The sequence below is a fragment of the Pseudactinotalea suaedae genome (assembly GCF_009733815.1).
Lineage (GTDB): Bacteria > Actinomycetota > Actinomycetes > Actinomycetales > Beutenbergiaceae > Pseudactinotalea > Pseudactinotalea suaedae.
Genome location: NZ_WNXY01000008.1, coordinates 113,270 through 130,255, shown reverse-complemented (window position 1 = coordinate 130,255; position 16,986 = coordinate 113,270). Strand labels below are relative to the sequence as shown.

The window sequence follows — 16,986 nt, the reverse complement described above, 5'->3', positions numbered from 1 at the left end:
CCTCACACATGTTGTTCGAAGGCATCTACCCGCGAACGTGGCCGAGATCGGACTGTACCCGAAGGGATTCGAAAGCGCCACTCTTTGGTAGTGGTTCGAATCTCCGACGGCGGAAGGGTGCGTGAGTCCGCTCGCCCCGGTCTGGAGCGGTGCTCGCTCGCGCTCAGGCGAGGATCAGTTCGGCGCCGGTGGCGCGAATGGCGTCCTGGGTGCTGACGGGCATGGCGTCGTCGGTCACCACGGTGTCGAACCGGGACACGTTGACCACCTTGTGGCGGTCGAGCGTGAACCACTTGGCGGAGTCGGCCAGCAGCACGCGGCGCCGGGAGGCGGTCACGAGCGAGCGTTTGGACTCGGCGATGTCGAGCGAGCCCTCGACGACGTCGTGGTCGGCGTCCATGCCGCCGGCCCCGAGGAAGGCGACGTGCGCGATCTCGCCTTCCAGGCCTTGCTGTCGCGGTGATCCGACGGTCGCGGCGATGTGGGGCACGAGCCGGCCGCCGAGCAGCCGGACCTGGATGCCGCTGACGTCCATGAGCGCCAGCGCGATGTTGACGCCGGGCGTGAGCACCACGAGGTCGCTGACGCCGGGGAGGTGGCGGGCGAGCGCGAAGATCGTGGTGCCGGAGTCCAGGATGATGGTCGTGCCGTCGGTCACCAGGGCGGCGGCGGCGGCGCCGATGCGCTGCTTGGCCTCGACGTTCTGGCTGGAACGGGCGTCGAAGCCCATCAACGGGGTCTCCGACATGGTGACCCCGCCGTGCACGCGGGCCACGCGGCCCTGCCGCTCGAGCACCTCGAAGTCGGTGCGGATGGTGACCTCGGAGACGCCGAGCGACTCCGCGAGCTCGCGGGTGCGCGCGGTGCCTCGCTCGAACACCGCGGTCATGATCGCCTCGCGGCGTTGGGAAGCGTGCACCCCCGGAGGCTACACGGATACGCAAGTGAACGAAGGTGAAGCGCAACCAGGGCGTGCCTGGGAGGCCTGTCACCGCACCAGCGCGCTCGCGACCTCTTCCATCTCGACGGCGGAGCTCACCGGGGTGCGGGTGGCGCCGGGCATCTCCTCGGCGGTGGGCCACCAGCCCAGGCTCGCGCCGGCGATGGCGGCGCAGCCGCGGGTCGCCGCCTCGGTGACGGTCGAGACCTCGATCCGGCGCGGGCCGAGCGCCACCTTGGCCTCGCGCCAGCGCCGCGAGCGCAGCCCGCCACCGGTGAGCACGGTGGCGCCGGTTGCGCCCGAGACCGCACGCGCCAGCTCCTCGCCCTCGTTGGCGAGCAGCACGTAGGCGTCGATGAGCTCACCCCAGGCGTGCGCGTCATAGGGGGACGCCACTCGGTGGCCGGCCTGCAGGGCCGCCAGGTCTGCCCCCGAGAAGGCGAGACTCACGCTCGGGGGTGCGGCGCCGTCGTCGAGCACCCGACGTTCGATGCCGCTCGACTCCAGGAAGGTGCGCATCGCCAGGCCGGGGCGCATGCGCTCCCAGACCGCGAGGAGCGCGCCGTCGGTCGGCCAGAGCTCGAAGGTGAGGTCGGGGTCGCGGTCGAGGTAGGCGGCGAGCTGCTCCTGGGTGAGGGCAGGTTCGCGCGGGAGCGCGGCGATGATGGCCTCGCCGGTGCCCATCGAGTCGGAGACGTCGCCGGAGCGGACACCGGCACCCACGCTCGCGACCGGGTGGTCGTGCCCGGCGATGACCACGGCGGCGCCCGGCTCCAGTCCCAGCGAGAGCGCGAGGAGGCCCGCGGCGGGGGCGCTGTGGCCCGGCGGCCGGACCGGGGCGAGGGTGATGTGACCGAGGCCGGCCGCGTCCCAGAGGTCGGTGAGGTAGCGGCCGGCGAGGAGGTCCCAGACGCCGCTCGTGGTCGCGAGGCCGGCCTCCTGCCAGGCGCTGCCGGTGAGCTGGTGGGCGAGCGCGCCGCAGAGGCCGACGAACTCGCCCGCGGGCACCGGTGTGGACGAGGCGTGCGCATGGCCGAGCTTGGCCGCGGTCGAGGTGGTGCGGCAGTGGCGGCCGGTGACGTCGCGGAGGTGGGTGGCGCCCCAGCGGTCCTCGAGCGCGTCGATGATCTCGGCGCCGCGGTCGTCGTACCAGGCGGGGAAGTCCACCGGGGCGAGGCCGGTCTCCGTGACGACGGTGCCCACCTCGCCCATCGAGGTCAGGCCCAGCGCCGCGATGGGTCCGCTGCGGAGAGCGGCGACGGCGTCATGGGCGGCGCCCAGGAGGTCGAGGACGGGGAAGTCGTCGCCGTCGGCGACGTGGATCACGGGGGTGTCGACCGCCTCGAGCCCGACCATCTCGCCGCTGCGGTCATAGGCCGCCGCCTTGATGCGCGAGCTGCCGAAGTCGACGCCGACGATCACCTGCGAACCCATGCGAACTCCTTCGTAAGCGCAACTAAACCAACGTTGTTTGGTTTCGTTCTGTTATGGTAACGCCCGAGCGGGGCTGCTCAGGCACCCGCACCACCGCCGTCCGCAACTGAAAGGCCACCACGATGACACTGTGCTCTCTGCGGGAGGTGCTCGACCACGCCCGCGCCGGCGGTTACGGGGTGGGCGCGTTCAACGTCACCGACATCGAGCAGGTGGAGGCGGTGCTGGACGCGGCGGCGGCCACGAACTCGCCGGTGATCGTGCAGACGATCGCGGGGGCCTCGGCGTTCGCCTCGGACGAGCTGTACTGGGACCTGCTGCTGCGCGCGGTGGACCACTACCCGCAGATCCCGGTCGTGGTGCACCTGGACCACGGTCCGGATGCGGAGACGTGCAAGCGGGCGATCGACGCCGGGTTCTCGAGCGTGATGATCGACGGCAGCCTGGACCCGGTCACGCACAAGCCGACGAGCTTCGAGGCGAACGTGGCGGTGACCAAGGAAGTCGTGGCGTATGCGCGTGACCGTGGGGTCTCGGTCGAGGCCGAGCTCGGCACGATCGGCGGGTCGAAAGACGGCGCCACGCACGCCGAGATCGTGCTCGCCGACCCGGAGGAGGCGAAGCGGTTCGTGGAGGAGACCGGCGTGGACGCGCTCGCGGTCGCGATCGGGACCTCCCACGGGGCGTACAAGTTCACGAGCCCGCCCGACGGCACCGTGCTGCGGATGGACCTGATCGAGACGATCGCGTCGCTGATCCCGGACACCCACCTGGTGATGCACGGCTCGTCCTCGCTGCCAGCACACCTGCGCGAGATCATCAACGCCCACGGCGGCGGGCTGCCCGAGTCCTGGGGTGTCCCGGACGAGGAGAAGGCGCGCTCCACCAAGCTCGGGGTCACGAAGATCAACCAGGGCATGGACTCGCACATGGCGTACGCGGCGGCGATGCGGGTGGCGCTCGCCGCCGACCCGCTGGCGGCCGACCCGGCGCCGGCCGCCAAGGCCGGTCGCGCCGCGATGTCGGAGATCATCGCCGAGCGGATGGCGATCTTCGGCCAGGCCGGGCGCGCTGCTGACTACGTGGGGACGCCCGTTCGCGAGGCTGCGGCGCTCAGCCTCGGCTGACCTCTAGTCTCCCGACGGCGGGGCGCACCTCATCGAGGGCATGCCCCCGCCGTCGGGACCGGGTGGGCATCACGCTCGCCGCGGCTGTGCTGGATGATTGACCGCATGACATCGCCTGAGCCTGGTGAGTACCGGGAGTTCAGCGCCGGGGATCGTCACTCGCAGATGCTCGAGCTGGCAACGTCGTGCGAGCGTATGGGACGCATCTTGGCTGCCCATGGTGACGTGCACTTCGCGGCGATGTTCCGGTGTCGCGCGCAGTTCGCGGAAGAGCTCATCAGGTCCGGTTACGTCAAGAGCGATCTTGACGCGCTGGGCGGGTCACTCCCGTCAGGCCCAGAGTGGCTCAACCCCAAGGCTGTTGACTTCGGCGGGCGTCGTGAGCCGTGGCACGCGGAGGTGGCTGAGCTCCATGCGCGTGCCTTGGGGGTCGCGGCCAGGCTCCGCGCTGTTGCCCTCTGGCACGGCGCATGAGCTCGCGCGCTCCGGACGTCGCGACTACGGGTTCGCAGGAGAGAGCGCCACGTTCAGCCTCGGACTCATCTGAACCTGACGACTGGCGCTCTAGCTAGGCATCGCCTCGGGGTCCGGCTCCGCTGGTGGCCACCATTACTCGAGGTCCACGGGCTCGGTGAAGAGCGAGCCGTAGTGCGCCGGGTCCTTGGCGAGCAGCCTGCTGCGGTGACGGCGGCGGAACTCGTCGACGCCGAGCCGTCCGGGCAGTGCGCCCGCGGCGATCAGCTCGACCCCGCTGCGGATCGTGGCGACGCCAGCGGAGGCGACGTCGGCGGCGATGGTGGCCGCGCAGGTGTCGGCGTAGCCGCGGGCCAGCCAGACCTCGCAGCAGGTGATTCCGTAGCGGCCAAGGGCCCCGAGGCGAGCGGCCCACATCTTGACGGCGGGATGGTGGCGCCAGCCGTACCCAGGCACGACGAGACCGCGCGAGTCCCTATTAGAGGCATCTGTACAGGTTCCCGCTCACCTCGGTCGCAAAGAAGGCTTCGCACTGGTGACTGTTCACATGGCGATCGGATCTAAGGGCGTGCGACGGCCCACACTGCAGAACGCACATGCATACGTGCGGGAAGTCGGACGGCATCCTCACGGTGCCGTGATGCGGAGCCAGGGCCAAACTGTACATCGGACCGATCTTGCGTAGTTGACCCGACACGTGCTGCAGCGACCACCCCTTAACATCTCCGAGGGCGACGAAACCGGCTTCCTGGTGAATCAGCACCAAGCTCAGGTGGTTGTTGAGCACGCCCAACCTGCGAGCCAGGTCGCGAAGCCTATCGCGGTGCTCGGTAAAGGCAGAGCCCGGGCCGAACAACTCGGTGTGCCCCGTCTGACCGAGGCCGCTGCGCGGCTCTGGGATCGACTCCTCGTCGACCGAGAACTCCGGTGCCATGTAGTCCGAGGCCAAACCGTTTGCCTGCCCATCGAGGTCAATCCGATCCATGCCGCCTTTCGCATTATGCTCGGGCAGTTCAGAGCCGTGAGGCCACTCTGGCAACGGCGCCTCGCCCCAAACCCCGTTGGCGGCGAGGTCCCAGGCGACGTCCCCCTCGACCCGCGCGCGCTGGGCCTCATTTAGTCCGCCCAGATACCCGTCGTGCCCTTCATGTTCAAAAGGCTCCTCGAATACCTGGTTGGGTCCGCCGCCGGTTGGACCGTCGGTAGTCTCGTCTCCGACAGCACCCGACCATGCGTCCTCATAGGCCTCGTTGAGCGCTCGCTTGAGTTCAGGTAAGTCTTCCGCAAGCGCTGACAGTTCCTCCAACGTCCGGCGCGCGGCCCGCGACCAAGAGTCGGGCAGAATGCGTGGTGGCCAAACAACATCGAAGGTCTGATCTCCCAGCTCGAGCTGCTCGCCGGCGAACATCGGCTGCGCATCGACCTCGGCCACTGGGCGCCAGGCGCCAATCAGGTCCTGAGCACGAAGGCTGACGCCGTCGTCGACCATCCGCAGAGCCATGAAGGCCGCTGTCGTCTCCCGGCCGACCCGGGACAGGCCGGGATACCGGATCGCGATCTGCTTTGGCAGGTGCGCCCTCTGAGCCACGGTCGGCAGCGCTCTAAGCCCCTTCCAGTGGTCGGCGTCGAAGTGGGACACCACAAGCGTGGTTACCTTTGACAGCCGCCGACCTAGGGAGTAAGCGAGGATCTGTGCCTGCAGGGCGCCGCCCGAGCGCCACGACCCACAGTCCAATACCAGATGCTCGCCCTCGTTATCGGCTATGACTGAGCAGGCGCCATCCCCTACATTGAGGACGCTGAGCATAAGGGGGCTGGGCATGAGCACATCCTGGCATTTGCTGCCAGCGATGGGGCAGCCTTGAACGATCGCTGCACCCGCCCCCGGTGGAAGACGTACGTCGGCTTTTGCTCTGCTCCACGAATGGGCGACCAACCGATCTGCCTAGCCTTGGCGAGATCGCCACAGAAGCAGAGCTGCTGCGAAACGTCCGCGAGAGCGCCGTGCCGCGAGGCTGGCTGAGGTGGACGCCGGCTCCTCTTGCGAGTTCGTGATCGAACGACGACGGCTCATGTCCACGGCCATCCGGCGGCACTACGAGCAGCCATGAGTGGACTGTGATCCGGGAGGGCGCCATCTCACCCGTGGAGACTTGCCATCTGCTGGGTTCCGCCGAGCCGCAGGGGGGTGGGCGGAGCATGAATGAAGTTGAACGGTCGGGAGCAGCCCGATGCCTCACGGCCCCCGGTCTCGGGAGGGCCGCTGTGGCTCGCACGCTGGGCATTTCCCCCTCGATCCTCGACCGCATCGAGCGCTAGAACCGTCGCGATGCCCAGCTCGACCCGGACGACCCGATCCTCATCCACCTCGCCCCGCACTTGCACGCTGATCTCAACCACTGGAGGACGCATGACCACTACCCCCGCTCCCCTCGCCACACGACTTGCGAATGCTCCTGAACCCCAGCGGGCGTTCTCGTTCGACCTCGCCCGGTGGCGGGCCGTGCTCGAGGACCTGCCGGCAGTCGATGCGACCGTGCGGGAGTTGCCGCGGCAGCTCGAACGGGAAGCTGTACGACGTGTGGTCCACGACCGACTTGCGGCGGGCGAGGTGTTGTCGGCGTTCATTCCCGTGATGATCTGGGGAGGACCTGGCGGCTACGGCGCGTCGAGGACGCGGTCCATCCTCACCGGACGGCGGAGCAAGGCACAGGTGACCGCTCCTGTCGATCCCACGGTTGCGGATCGCCTGGAAGCTGCCGTCATCAAACTCAGGCGCGACGGTCCGGTGCAGGCCTTCTTCCTGCTGAACAACCAGGGCCGCATCCCCTACCTTCGCGGCGCGTTCTTCACCAAGTGGCTTTACTTCGCGTCGGCCGCGAACTCGCTCGATGGTGAGGGCGTCGCGCCGATCCTTGACAAGCGCGTCCGCGACTGGATCCGCAACAACACGGACGGCCGCCCCGACCTCAGCCCTTACAACACGACGGACTACGAGGCGTACATCGAGCTCCTCACGCACTGGGGCACCGGCGCGCCGTCGCCGCGCACTCCTGCACAGGTCGAGCTCGAGATCTTCGAGCTCAGCCGCGCCTGAGTGAGAGCAGTTGGATGAGGCGATCGTCGGACTGTCGACGACCACCCGCCGGGCGACCGCTAAGTGTCGAGAAGGCGGTTGAGTCGAGGTAGGTCAGCTGTGACAAAGATGCCGACTGGGTCCGAGGTCCTGGTCCCGGTCCGCGTGACCAGCACGGCCCGGGGCACGAATTCGGACGCAAACTTGGCGATGACGTCGGCGATGGGTGTTCGCGGCTTCACGGCAGATACCACCTCCTCTTCTGCAAGCTGAAGCAGCTCGCCTACCGTCGCTGCCAGCAGAACGCCCTCACCCTCGTCGTCAATGACGGACGCGACCCAGCGGGCGATCGTGTTGGTCGTCAGAAGGGTTGCGGGTTGGTCAGGGTCGTAGACGACGAGTTGTGAGTAGTCGTACTCGAGCATGTCCCGCATGAGCGTGTGGATCCGTGACGCCCGACTCACGGTTCGGAGCGGTGGGAAGCCGCGCAGTGCCGTCTCAACAGTGACAGGGTTCTCGATCTGCAGGGCTATCGTCTCGATCCGCGTCACTGTCGTGACCAACGGAACTGCAATGGGGATGCCACCGTCGTACGGGTTGTGGACGATCGCGTTGCGCAATTCGGCAAAGTCGGTGAGTTCCCGATGATAGGTGCGGATTACCTTGTCCCGACGATCGAGGGAACGCACGAGAGTGCCTAATCCGCCACTCCGTGATGCGTCGGGATGACGACGCTTGATTGCGGCTTCGATTCGCGACACAGCATCAAGGAAGCGACGCGCCAGCGTCTCAGGCTGCTCTGCCAACTCCGTCATTATCAGGCTCCAACACGGTCTGCAGGAAGAAGCTGGCTTCGTTCGCCGCTCCACACCACGACGAGCTCGTCACGTGCCCGAGTCGCGGCAACGTAGACGAGCGAACGCTCGCGAAGCATGGCATCCGCGATCTCGCCCTCAGGTACGTTCCCGAGCGCGAACGCGGACGGGACGGCACCAGCGCTCATCTCGAAGAGCACGACCTTCGAGAACTCCATGCCCTTCGCGCGGTGCATCGTCATGACCTGCACCGAGCCGTTCGATGAGCTCGACGTGTCCCGTTCCACGAAGCGCACGGGGACTCCCGCGTCCCGGAGCTCCCGCTCCACGGATTCGGCCGTGTGGCGTGTTCGCGTCAGCACGCCGATCGTGTGAGGTGCGGCGCCGTCGTCGATCCAGGCCTGTACGGTCGTCGCCGCTCCGGCGTACTCCGCCGCCAACGAGTCGTAGCGTCGCAGCTGCGGCTGCGGTCCGGAGCGCGACGACCGGTAGCCCTCGACGCTCGCCGATTCGTCGCTCAGATCCGAGTACTCCGCACCCGAGAGCACGTCGACGGCGAAGCTCAGGTTCTGCGCCGTCGTCCGGTAGTTGAGCGTCAGTCGCCGCGAACGCCCACGGATGTTGATGCCGTACCGCGCCAGCACCACCTTCTGCCCGTAGATCCGCTGGTGAGCGTCCTCGGCCAGGAACAGGTCGTTCGGTCCCTGATCTACCAACGCCCGCAGGAACCGCAACCGAGACGGCGTCAGATCCTGCGCCTCATCCACCAGCATGCTGTCGGCAGGCCGCTCGAGCCCTCGCCGCACCCGATCGTCCAGCGACATAGCCGCGATCATGGCCTTCTCGTCCCAGTCGGTGGTGCCCGCGATAGCAGCCGCCGCCCGGTATGCGGCGATGACCTCCCATACCGCCTTCCGTGCTGCCCGCGCCAGCGGCACGCCACGGCCGGGTCGCCGCACGGTTAGGTAGTCCGCCTCTGTACGCACGAGGTTCGGCAGCACCACCGTCGCGTACTCCGCCTCGAAGAACGTCACGCTGCGCAGGTGCGGCGGGAGCTCGGTCACTCTGTCGATGGCGGCCTGCCAGGCGCCTTGGGCTGTTTGCGACACCACCTCGATCGTCCGTGGCCCGAGCACGCGTTCGACGGCGCCCATCGCGCCTTCGGTCGATGCCAGGCCGGCATCCGGCGCCGTTAGCACCTTTCGCACCAGTGCGTCCACAGACGCCACTGTCACACCCGAGCCACCGAGCGAGACCGTGGGCACCTTCGGATCCAGCACCGCCAACTGATCAGACAGCGAGTCCGCCAGCGTTCGGTTGAACGTCGTCAGCACAACCCGCGTAGCGGGATCCGAACGGACCAGGTGCCGCGCCCGGTGCAGTAGCACGACCGTCTTTCCAGTCCCCGCCCCGCCAGAGAGCCGGAACGCGCCGTTCCGCTTCCTCGTCGCATAGGCCCGCTGCTCGGGGTGCAGGAAAACCCGCCACGCGGCGAAGTCGCCCTCGACCGCCGCGCGCAGCTCCTCGTCGTCCTCGATGAACCGGAACTGCAGCTGTGCACCCTTGCGACGCATGGCCGCCAAGAGCTCGTCGTCCTCAGTCTTGGGCGCCGGCGGCTCAACCGCAGGCCCCTCAACCGCCGACTCCTCGTCCTCAGGATCGGGAATCAGCCCGATGGTCATCTTCACCTGGTCGAGCTTCTTGCCGAATGCCAGGTCGAGGACCGCGACACCCTGCCACTGGGCCGGCGCCTCCTCGGCCAGTGCCAGCAGGGCCTCTTCGTTCGTCACGGCCACGGCCGCAGCCGCGAAGGCCGCCTCGATACCCAGGGCGAGCAGATCCTGCTCTGAGATCCCCTGGGTCTCGAGCATCGGGTACGAGATCACCGGCTCAGGTGCCTTCGGCGCGGACTGCGTCCACTCTGGCGTCTTATGGAGAGTCGGCTCCGTCTCCTGGATCAGCTCGGCGATGCCGTTGACGGGGTTGACCCGCAGCCGCACCTTCTTCGCATAGGTGATCGCTTCGTCGTGCGGAAACGTGCCCACATATAGATAGTGCGGCTCCGGATCGGCCTCTCCCTGCAGCTTGAACAGCACCGCGCGCCAGAAGTCGTTGACCCGCCCCGTCCGCACTCGCGCATCGAGGGTCCCGGTGATGGGCTCGATGTGCAGGCCGGGCAGCGCGTCGTCCTCGCCGAGCTTCTCCAAGAACTCGAAGACGGACTTCTTGACGCTGCCGTCGAGCTTCTGCTTCCCGGCCTGCATGATGACGTGGGGCATCAGTCCTCCAGTGCCTTTCTCAGCTCTGCGACGTCAGCAGGCACGAGCCGCCAACCCTGTGTCCGGAGCGACTCGCGGTCTGCCTCTGCAAGTTCACCCATGTCGACCGCCACCTTGACAGCGGGCCACGACAACGTGATTGGGATGCCATCTCCAGCCTCCTCGCCGAGCACCGGCGCCGGGGCAACGAAGGAGAGATCCGCCAGCGAGTAGAGCAACTCCCGCTCCTCCGGCATCGCCTCGTGGATCAGGGGCGCCCAGGCAGGTGAGATGTCCTGCTCGTCAGCGGCAGTGTGATCCTCGGGCTCGACGGCGGGGCCCGCCTTCGTGATCGACGCTGCGGTGATCCGCATCCCGCCCTCGCTGAACGACAGCAGATTCGCCAGCCTCAGCCACTCTCTCCAGGCATCCTTGTGATCCTGTCCGACGGCGTCGGTCCGGTCGTCGAGCACGGTCGCGATCTCGCATGCGAAGCTCGTTCGGTCGGTGACGCGGACGGCGACGGCGAGCGTGTCGTACCGCCACACGCCGCCGACCGTCGCACCAGTCGGCACCGGGTCGCCGTCGAGCGCCCGCACCCCAGCTTCGGCGAGAGGAACCTCACCGTCGAGGCCTTGGCCTCTGGCCTTGGGGAGCACCAGCAGCGGCAGCCACCGAGCCAGGGCCGTGCGTCGATCCGGCGCCGGGTTGCCGATCCAGTCGATCAGCAGCTCGAACGGAGGTCGTGTCACCAGGTCGAGCGTGGCCGGCGAGAGCCCATCCTTAGCCTGTGCGAGGACGACCTGGGTCGCCCCGGGAGCTAGCCACGGAACCGTGACCGAGCCCGTCGACGGCGTGCGAGCGGCGTCGAGGTCCTCCCATGTGAAGGCGAGCACCTGATAGCCGGCGATCCGGAGGTTTTCACGCTTGGCAGCGTCGTCGGCGATCCGGTTCATGATCGGAGAGGCGTGGTAGCGCCAACCATCGGTGAAGATCGCGGTTGGTGGAATCTCCGGGTGGTTGCTGGTGAGCACGAAGTCGGGCTTGGAGCCGGCGACGAACTGCTGCGGCTCCAGCCGCCATCGTCTTCCGCCGCCGAGCACGATCTGCCAGGCGGTGCCCTCGGTGCCTGGCTGCTCGGTGATCGTTGCGCCAAGGGTCTCCAACCGCTGTCGCAGCACCATCCGGAACAGCTGCTCGAGCTGGGACTCCCGATCCGGTGCCGTGGGCTCCTCGGCGGTCACTAACCACCGCATGTCCTCGGCCACCTCGAGTAGTTCGTCAACACCCGTGGGTGCCGAGCCCGAGAACAGCAGTGCTCGCAGGGCCCGCTCAGCAACCGCCCGCGAGGTCCGTTCCACGGCGGCGCCGTGTGCGAACGGGAGCAGGCATCGCTCGCAGGCCAGCCGTCCTTCGAACCGGCAGGGGCACTCCCGCAGCACGTACCACGCCCGGCGGAGCATCGCCCACACCGCCTCCGGGTCGGCCAGCTCGGCCAGATATCCGGTACCCCCGGGCACGATGTCGTGGAGCAGCAGCGCGTCCGGATTCTCCTCATCGCGCGGGGAGGGGTCCACGATCGGCGCGATGGCGAGGTGGTCCGGTGACCCACCGTGCCGTTCCCGTAGCGCCAGCAGCACAGCCGCGGACAAGCTCGGGATGGCGAACCGATCCCCCAGCGTCACCGACGACGGCAGCCGCAGCACCAAACCCTCGGTCCGCAGCGACCTGGTGAGCGCGATGCTCGTGGCCTCTTCCTCGGTGGCGCGCCGAAGTCGACACCAGGGTCGGTGCTCGCTCGCTCGGTTTGCTCCGGTCGTGGTGTCGAGCTTTCCGCAAGCTGAGCACAGCCGGAACAAGGGTGCGGTGCTCTCCTCGTTCGCCAGCGTTCTCGATGCCCCCCGAGCGCTGCCCTTGCCGAGGTTGGCCCAGCGCACTGTCATGTCTCGGACGTAGGTGGCGCCGAAACCATACGAGTCCACGAACCAGCGCCGCACCACCCGCTCGGGGTCGATGTCGGCGAGCGTCGCTACCTGGTACTGCTCGCGCAGCCGCTCATCGCGCTCCCCATCGATGACCGCCTCCTCGCGGCGCATCGCCGAGGAGACCCGTTTCATCTCCACGACGGGCAGCCGCTGCGCCACGTCCGCAATCCCGGTGGCGCGACAACGCGGACAGGTCGACGGCGCCGGCTCTTCCTCCTGCACGTAGCCGCATGCGGGGCAGCAGATCCAGGTGCGCACGGAGTCCGGGCCGAGCTCGACCGCGTCGATCTCGATCGCGTACCCGCGTGCATAGAACGTGGCCCCGGGAGCGAAGTCCCGCAGCGCCTGGGCTGAGCCGCGCTCGACCACGATCGGCTCGTCGCGGTACTCCTGCGTCTCCGGGTCGATCCACGAGAGCGAGACCTCGAGGGTCACGGAGTCATCCAGCAGCGTGTAGTTCGGCAGCAGCCCGAACTCCTCCAGCGTGGAGACCCAGTACTCCCCCCGCAGTTCGCTGAGCTGCTTCCCTCCGAGGCCATAGGCGGCCCTCGCGGTCCGCAGGTTGTCCTTGTCCTCCGAGGAGGCCGCAGGGCTCTCAGCCAGCTGCTGCAACTCGGGGATCGCCTTCTCGATCTCCTGACGGCGGAAGTCGAGCTCCTCCACCCGCGTTCGCCAGGCGGCGCTCGCGGCCAGGCAGCGAGCGGCGAGTCCGCTCGTCATCGGTGTGACGCCGTCGGGCCGGGTTGCCCACCCCCGCAGCAACGTGACGGCCGCTTCGGGCAGGTCGGCGAACGCGTCGAGGAACGCATCGAGGTGGACGCCGGAATCCTCCTCCGCCTCGTCGACGAGCGCCCGAAGATAGCTGCCCGGCTCGACGGAGCCGATCGCTTCGGGACTGGTGGCCGGGTGAGGTGCGTCGGAGCGGCGCGCGAGGGCGTCGGCGATCGAGGCGATGTACTGCCGCTGGAGGATCTCCTCGGCAGCCAGGTAGGTGGCCGGCGGCCTCACCTCACCGTTGATCGTCTGCAGCGGGGAGGTGAACCGCGGCAGCTGCTCTGCTCGACCGGTGACGAACGCCAGGGTCAGCGAGTTGCCGGTGAGTCGCCCCGCGCGTCCCACCCGCTGCAGGTAGGACGCCACCGACTTCGGCAGCGACGAGAGCATGACGGCGGACAGGTCGCCGATGTCGACGCCCATCTCCAGCGTCGGTGTGGCTACCAGCACGTTGGGGGCATCGGGTGCCGGGTCGGATGCCTTGAACTGGGTCTCGTACTCCAGCCGCACGTCATCCGGAAGCAGGCTCGTGTGCTCGCGCGCCACGACCCGTCGCACGTCGGGCGCTGCATACATGCGCCGGTAGAAGTTGTCCGTCAGCGGCTGTCGATGCAGGTGCCCGGCGCATCGATCCACCAAGCACGGTCCGCCGTCGAGCACCGCGACGCGTGCCACCGCCGCGTGTACCTTCTCCCCGCAGGTGTCACAGGCGAGCGCAAGATCACCCCGCTCGAGCGCTGCGACATCAGCACGCAGCACCGTGACGTTGTCCGGGCTGAGGTGGAAGGTCGTGGCACCGGACCCGGACTGCCTGGTGCCGACCACGGTCCTCTTGGCCAGAGCGGTCAGCAACGCCCGCGTCAGGTGGGCACCACCGGTGCGGTCGACGCCCATCGTCTTCGACGTCCATCCCGAGTACCAGCCGCGCGGCGAGGTGGCCGGCTCGAGATCGGAGTCGGTGGCGCTGCCGCCGAGCCGTGGGTATCCGGGGGCTGACGCGCCTCGCGGGAAGGCGGGCATCCCGTCGTGGCGCGGCCGGCCGCCCCAGATGGACCAACGGCGCCCATCCTCGGCGCGGAACGTGTCGAACCATTCGTGCTGCACGGCACCGCGAGTGCGCATGCGATGTAGGACACCGCGGACCCAGCGCACGAGCTGGGTGTCGTCAGGGCCTAGGCCGTCGAGCAGGTCGGTCGCCCCCGGCGTCTCCAATGCCTCCCGGGCTGCGGCGAGCAGCACGGCGTCGTCGACGTCGACATCAGCCACGACGGAGCCGGTGGCCTCGAGCGTGCGCCCGACGGCCGAGCGCAGCCCGAACTCGAGCTGCACGTCGAGCATGAGTCGCTTGCGGACGCGACGAATCACGGCGTTCGGCACGTCCCGGAGACGCTTCGCCTCCCAGAACCGCCGGAAGGCGCTCCGGTCGGCGAGATCCGGAGGGAGCAGGAGGTAGCGCTGGTGGGGGTCGTCGGCGCTGCGGATCATGTTCTCGACGAGCTGAGTGAGGTCGACGGCGCCTCCATCCATCGCCTGGTGCATCACCCCGCGCAGGGTCAAGGCGTGCGAGCGGGCCTGGACGAAGCCTGCTCGGTGGGCAGCGTCCTGGACGCTGTCGGTGAAGACGAGCGCCTTCTTCTCGGCAGCGTCGAGGTTGGGCGTCCCGAAGAGACCGGTGAGAGCCACGGAGAGGAGGGTCGCGATCGCTGAGCCGAGGAACCGGATCGCGTCGGGCTCTTCGCAGGAGGGGCAGACGTCGTCCGTCGAGCGCTTCCCGGCATCGTCACCGCGGTGGGTGAGCACGGGCAGCAGGTCGCCTTCTTGATGGGCGGCGTCGTCGCGGCGCAGCACGAGCCGACGCTCGGGCACGTGGAACCAGATGAAGTTCCTGTGCTCGGCATCGGTTGGTGCGCCGTCTCCCACGGTCTCGGCCTCGCCGGGTGCGTGGATGAGTGGCCGGAACCGTTCGTCGCGTCGCAGGTGCCGGCCGCGGATGTCGGCGTCCGAGGTGTCCAGGTCGGTGCCGGTCGGGGCGAGGGCGACACCCCAACCGGAGCGTCCGCAGTGACGGCAGTAGATCGCAGGGAACCCGGGGCTGTCCTCCTCGCCGTGCGAGGTGATGACCACGCCGTCGTCGCTCCACCGGAACTGTGGCGATGAGCCGGCGATCCGGTCGACGCGGGTGAGCTCGCGGACCCAGAGGTGGACGTCCACCGACACGGCGTCACGGCCGACGCGCGCGCGCAGGTGAGACAGCGCTGTGAGGATCGTCGAGACGACCGTGATCGGGTCATACTCGGCGTCCGCACGGCGGGGCGTCAGCGCGGTCGCGAGCTCAGTGAGATCGAGGGCGTCCCCGGTGAGGTCGCCGAGGTCGGCGATCACGGGATGGGCCTTGGCGAGCTCCAGAAGATCCTGCTCGTCGAGTGTGGACAGGTCCGGCAATGCCCAGTCAGCTGAGGCTGCGGGCGCGACGGCGCCCACCTCACGTGTGAGGTCGACATCAGCTGGCGCGACGCGGAACAGAGCTGCCAGGGCGGCGCGCGTGAGTGCCTCGGCGTCGAGCCGCTGCCCGGCGAGAGCGGCAAGGTCGGATGCCGCGTCGGGGAGATCCAGCGGCAGCCATCGGTGGGCGCGGGCCCAGCGCGGCGCTTCGCCGACCCAGTCCTCGATCGCGATGCGCGACTCGGTGATCACCGCGTCGGGACCAAAGGTCTCGCCGGTGACGGTGGTGGCGAACTCGAGCAGAGCGGCGGTACCGGTGGCGTCCTCGCTGCTCCCGAGCGTGGCGGAGGTGGCGACGGGGGTGATCCGGCCGAGCGGGCGGGCGCGGTCCGCGGGCGTGATGGTGGGGTCGTCGTCGCTCCAGTAGGACTTGAGCGCGATGCCGAGGCGGCGCAGCAGCATGGAGACGTCGGTGCCCTGGGCGCCGTCGTAGGTGTGGAACTCGTCGATGACGAGGTAGGTGAGGCTGGTTGCTGACTCCCGCCAGAGCTTGGCGTCCTTCTCCCGGAGCAGGAGCTGGTCGAGCATCTTGTAGTTGGTGAGCAGGATGTCGGGCGGGGTGTCGCGGATAATCTCGCGGCTCGTGATGAGGCCATCCACGGTGACCTTGGAGCGTTCCGGTCCGCCCTGGCCGGTGTAGAGGGCGGCGGTGATGCCGTCGAGGTCGGCGTGCTGGGTGAGCAGAGTGGTGAGTCGGCCGGCCTGGTCGTTCGCCAGTGCGTTCATCGGGTAGAGGATGATCGCCTTCATCCCGTCGATGCCCTGCCGCTTGGCGCGACTGACGTGGTCAAGGATCGGCATCAGGAACGACTCCGTCTTGCCGGACCCGGTCCCGGTCGTGACGAGCGTCGGCAGCGGCCTTGGGTTGGTCAGGCTCGACAACCGCGCGAAGGTGGCGGCCTGATGCCCGTAGGGCCGGAATCCCTCGTACCACTCGAAGTGCTCACGCCATCCCTCTGCGGCACGGGCGAACGGCAGTCGAAGCCGGACGTAGGGGCCGCGGAACATGCCCGATGTGGGGTTGTCGAGAAACTCCGTTAGAGCGAGCCGGGTGCCGACATCGTTGAGCGAAAACGTGGTGCCGAGGTACTCGAGCAGGCTGCTGCGTTGCGACGCTGCCTGGGTGACGGGGATGAGTTCGCTCATAGAGTCATCCGATCGTCCTAGTGCGGTCCGTCTTCGCCATGCGCCGGACGCCCCTGACGGCGATGCGCTCCGCTTGGGCCCGAGTGCCGCCCCACGCGGTGTACCTGTAGCCGCCCACCGTCGCGATAGCGCGCCAAGGCCGTCGTCCGAAGGCCGTTGCTTCCATCTCACCAATCGTCTTGATGCTGCTGACCTCGATCGGTGAGAGGTGTTGGCGCGGTGCTTCCTCGCGATCTCGGCGTCCGGTGACATCGCCTACCCAGGCGACGCCGTTCCAGTACTGGATGCCGTCGCCGCTCTCCGCGACGTACCAGTCGGGGATCGCATGCCGCTTGGGCTTGCGCACCGGGACGTGTCCCACACGAGCCGAGACATGCTCTGTCCACCTGTCGCCGTCCCAGTAGCGGAACTGTCCTGGGTGCATGGGGTCCGGGTACCACGCGGCGGCGAGCATC

At 68.5% G+C, this 16,986-nt stretch carries 11 protein-coding genes and 1 pseudogene; 3 read left to right on the top strand and 9 right to left on the bottom strand.

What is annotated here, in order from left to right; translation table 11 throughout:
• Positions 1-163 precede the first annotated feature (163 nt).
• The gene (locus tag GPA04_RS13880; RefSeq protein ID WP_156224782.1) at positions 164-919 is read right to left on the bottom strand and encodes a DeoR/GlpR family DNA-binding transcription regulator; all 756 of its coding nucleotides are present in this window, start codon (positions 917-919) and stop codon (positions 164-166) included.
• A gap of 69 nt (positions 920-988) precedes the next feature.
• A complete protein-coding gene (locus GPA04_RS13875) occupies positions 989-2,374 on the bottom strand; it encodes an FGGY family carbohydrate kinase (RefSeq protein ID WP_156224781.1) in 1,386 nt (461 codons plus the stop codon).
• Positions 2,375-2,496: 122 nt separating this feature from the next.
• Between GPA04_RS13875 and GPA04_RS13870 the strand changes: the two genes are divergently transcribed.
• Both GPA04_RS13870 and GPA04_RS13865 read left to right on the top strand, forming a co-directional pair.
• The gene (locus tag GPA04_RS13870) at positions 2,497-3,501 is read left to right on the top strand and encodes a ketose-bisphosphate aldolase (protein ID WP_156224780.1); all 1,005 of its coding nucleotides are present in this window, start codon (positions 2,497-2,499) and stop codon (positions 3,499-3,501) included.
• Positions 3,502-3,606: 105 nt separating this feature from the next.
• Positions 3,607-3,975 carry a hypothetical protein gene (locus GPA04_RS13865; protein ID WP_156224779.1) on the top strand — a complete coding sequence of 123 codons (369 nt, stop codon included), beginning with the start codon at positions 3,607-3,609 and terminating at the stop codon, positions 3,973-3,975.
• A gap of 135 nt (positions 3,976-4,110) precedes the next feature.
• Here GPA04_RS13865 and GPA04_RS13860 read toward each other — a convergent pair whose 3' ends face one another.
• Positions 4,111-4,431 (bottom strand): MSMEG_6728 family protein, encoded by a 321-nt coding sequence (locus GPA04_RS13860; protein ID WP_156224778.1) that lies wholly within the window; start codon positions 4,429-4,431, stop codon positions 4,111-4,113.
• Between the two features lie 22 nt (positions 4,432-4,453).
• Positions 4,454-5,782, bottom strand: coding sequence for an MBL fold metallo-hydrolase (locus GPA04_RS13855; RefSeq protein WP_241680825.1), 1,329 nt, complete (start codon positions 5,780-5,782; stop codon positions 4,454-4,456).
• A 603-nt stretch (positions 5,783-6,385) separates the two neighbouring features.
• Here GPA04_RS13855 and GPA04_RS13850 point away from each other — a divergent pair.
• Positions 6,386-7,072 carry an 8-oxoguanine DNA glycosylase OGG fold protein gene (locus GPA04_RS13850; protein ID WP_156224776.1) on the top strand — a complete coding sequence of 229 codons (687 nt, stop codon included), beginning with the start codon at positions 6,386-6,388 and terminating at the stop codon, positions 7,070-7,072.
• Positions 7,073-7,131: 59 nt separating this feature from the next.
• On the opposite strand, the gene GPA04_RS13845 is transcribed toward GPA04_RS13850, so the two are convergent.
• From GPA04_RS13845 to GPA04_RS21530, 5 genes and pseudogenes are all read right to left on the bottom strand, one after another.
• Positions 7,132-7,866, bottom strand: coding sequence for a hypothetical protein (locus tag GPA04_RS13845; RefSeq protein WP_156224775.1), 735 nt, complete (start codon positions 7,864-7,866; stop codon positions 7,132-7,134).
• 2 nt (positions 7,867-7,868) lie between these two features.
• Positions 7,869-10,145: a 3'-5' exonuclease gene (locus GPA04_RS13840; RefSeq protein WP_156224774.1), complete on the bottom strand. Its 2,277-nt coding sequence runs from the start codon at positions 10,143-10,145 to the stop codon at positions 7,869-7,871.
• Complete coding sequence (locus tag GPA04_RS13835; RefSeq protein ID WP_156224773.1) at positions 10,145-16,531, bottom strand: DEAD/DEAH box helicase; 6,387 nt, start codon at positions 16,529-16,531, stop codon at positions 10,145-10,147. The genes GPA04_RS13840 and GPA04_RS13835 overlap by 1 nt, the downstream gene beginning before the upstream one ends.
• Before the next feature lie 4 nt (positions 16,532-16,535).
• A complete protein-coding gene (locus tag GPA04_RS13830; protein ID WP_241680800.1) occupies positions 16,536-16,877 on the bottom strand; it encodes a hypothetical protein in 342 nt (113 codons plus the stop codon).
• A 24-nt stretch (positions 16,878-16,901) separates the two neighbouring features.
• Positions 16,902-16,985: pseudogene (locus GPA04_RS21530) on the bottom strand (DUF2510 domain-containing protein); the annotation flags it as partial.
• Between the last annotated feature and the right edge of the window lies 1 nt (position 16,986).

Excerpts from the sequence above, each read along its gene's own strand:
- GPA04_RS13875 (WP_156224781.1), bottom strand. The coding sequence starts at position 2,374 with ATGGGTTCGCAGGTGATCGTCGGCGTCGACTTCGGCAGCTCGCGCATC.
- GPA04_RS13870 (WP_156224780.1), top strand. The coding sequence starts at position 2,497 with ATGACACTGTGCTCTCTGCGGGAGGTGCTCGACCACGCCCGCGCCGGC.
- GPA04_RS13865 (WP_156224779.1), top strand. The coding sequence starts at position 3,607 with ATGACATCGCCTGAGCCTGGTGAGTACCGGGAGTTCAGCGCCGGGGAT.
- GPA04_RS13855 (WP_241680825.1), bottom strand. The coding sequence starts at position 5,782 with ATGCTCAGCGTCCTCAATGTAGGGGATGGCGCCTGCTCAGTCATAGCC.
- GPA04_RS13850 (WP_156224776.1), top strand. The coding sequence starts at position 6,386 with ATGACCACTACCCCCGCTCCCCTCGCCACACGACTTGCGAATGCTCCT.
- GPA04_RS13845 (WP_156224775.1), bottom strand. The coding sequence starts at position 7,866 with ATGACGGAGTTGGCAGAGCAGCCTGAGACGCTGGCGCGTCGCTTCCTT.
- GPA04_RS13840 (WP_156224774.1), bottom strand. The coding sequence starts at position 10,145 with ATGCCCCACGTCATCATGCAGGCCGGGAAGCAGAAGCTCGACGGCAGC.
- GPA04_RS13835 (WP_156224773.1), bottom strand. The coding sequence starts at position 16,531 with ATGAGCGAACTCATCCCCGTCACCCAGGCAGCGTCGCAACGCAGCAGC.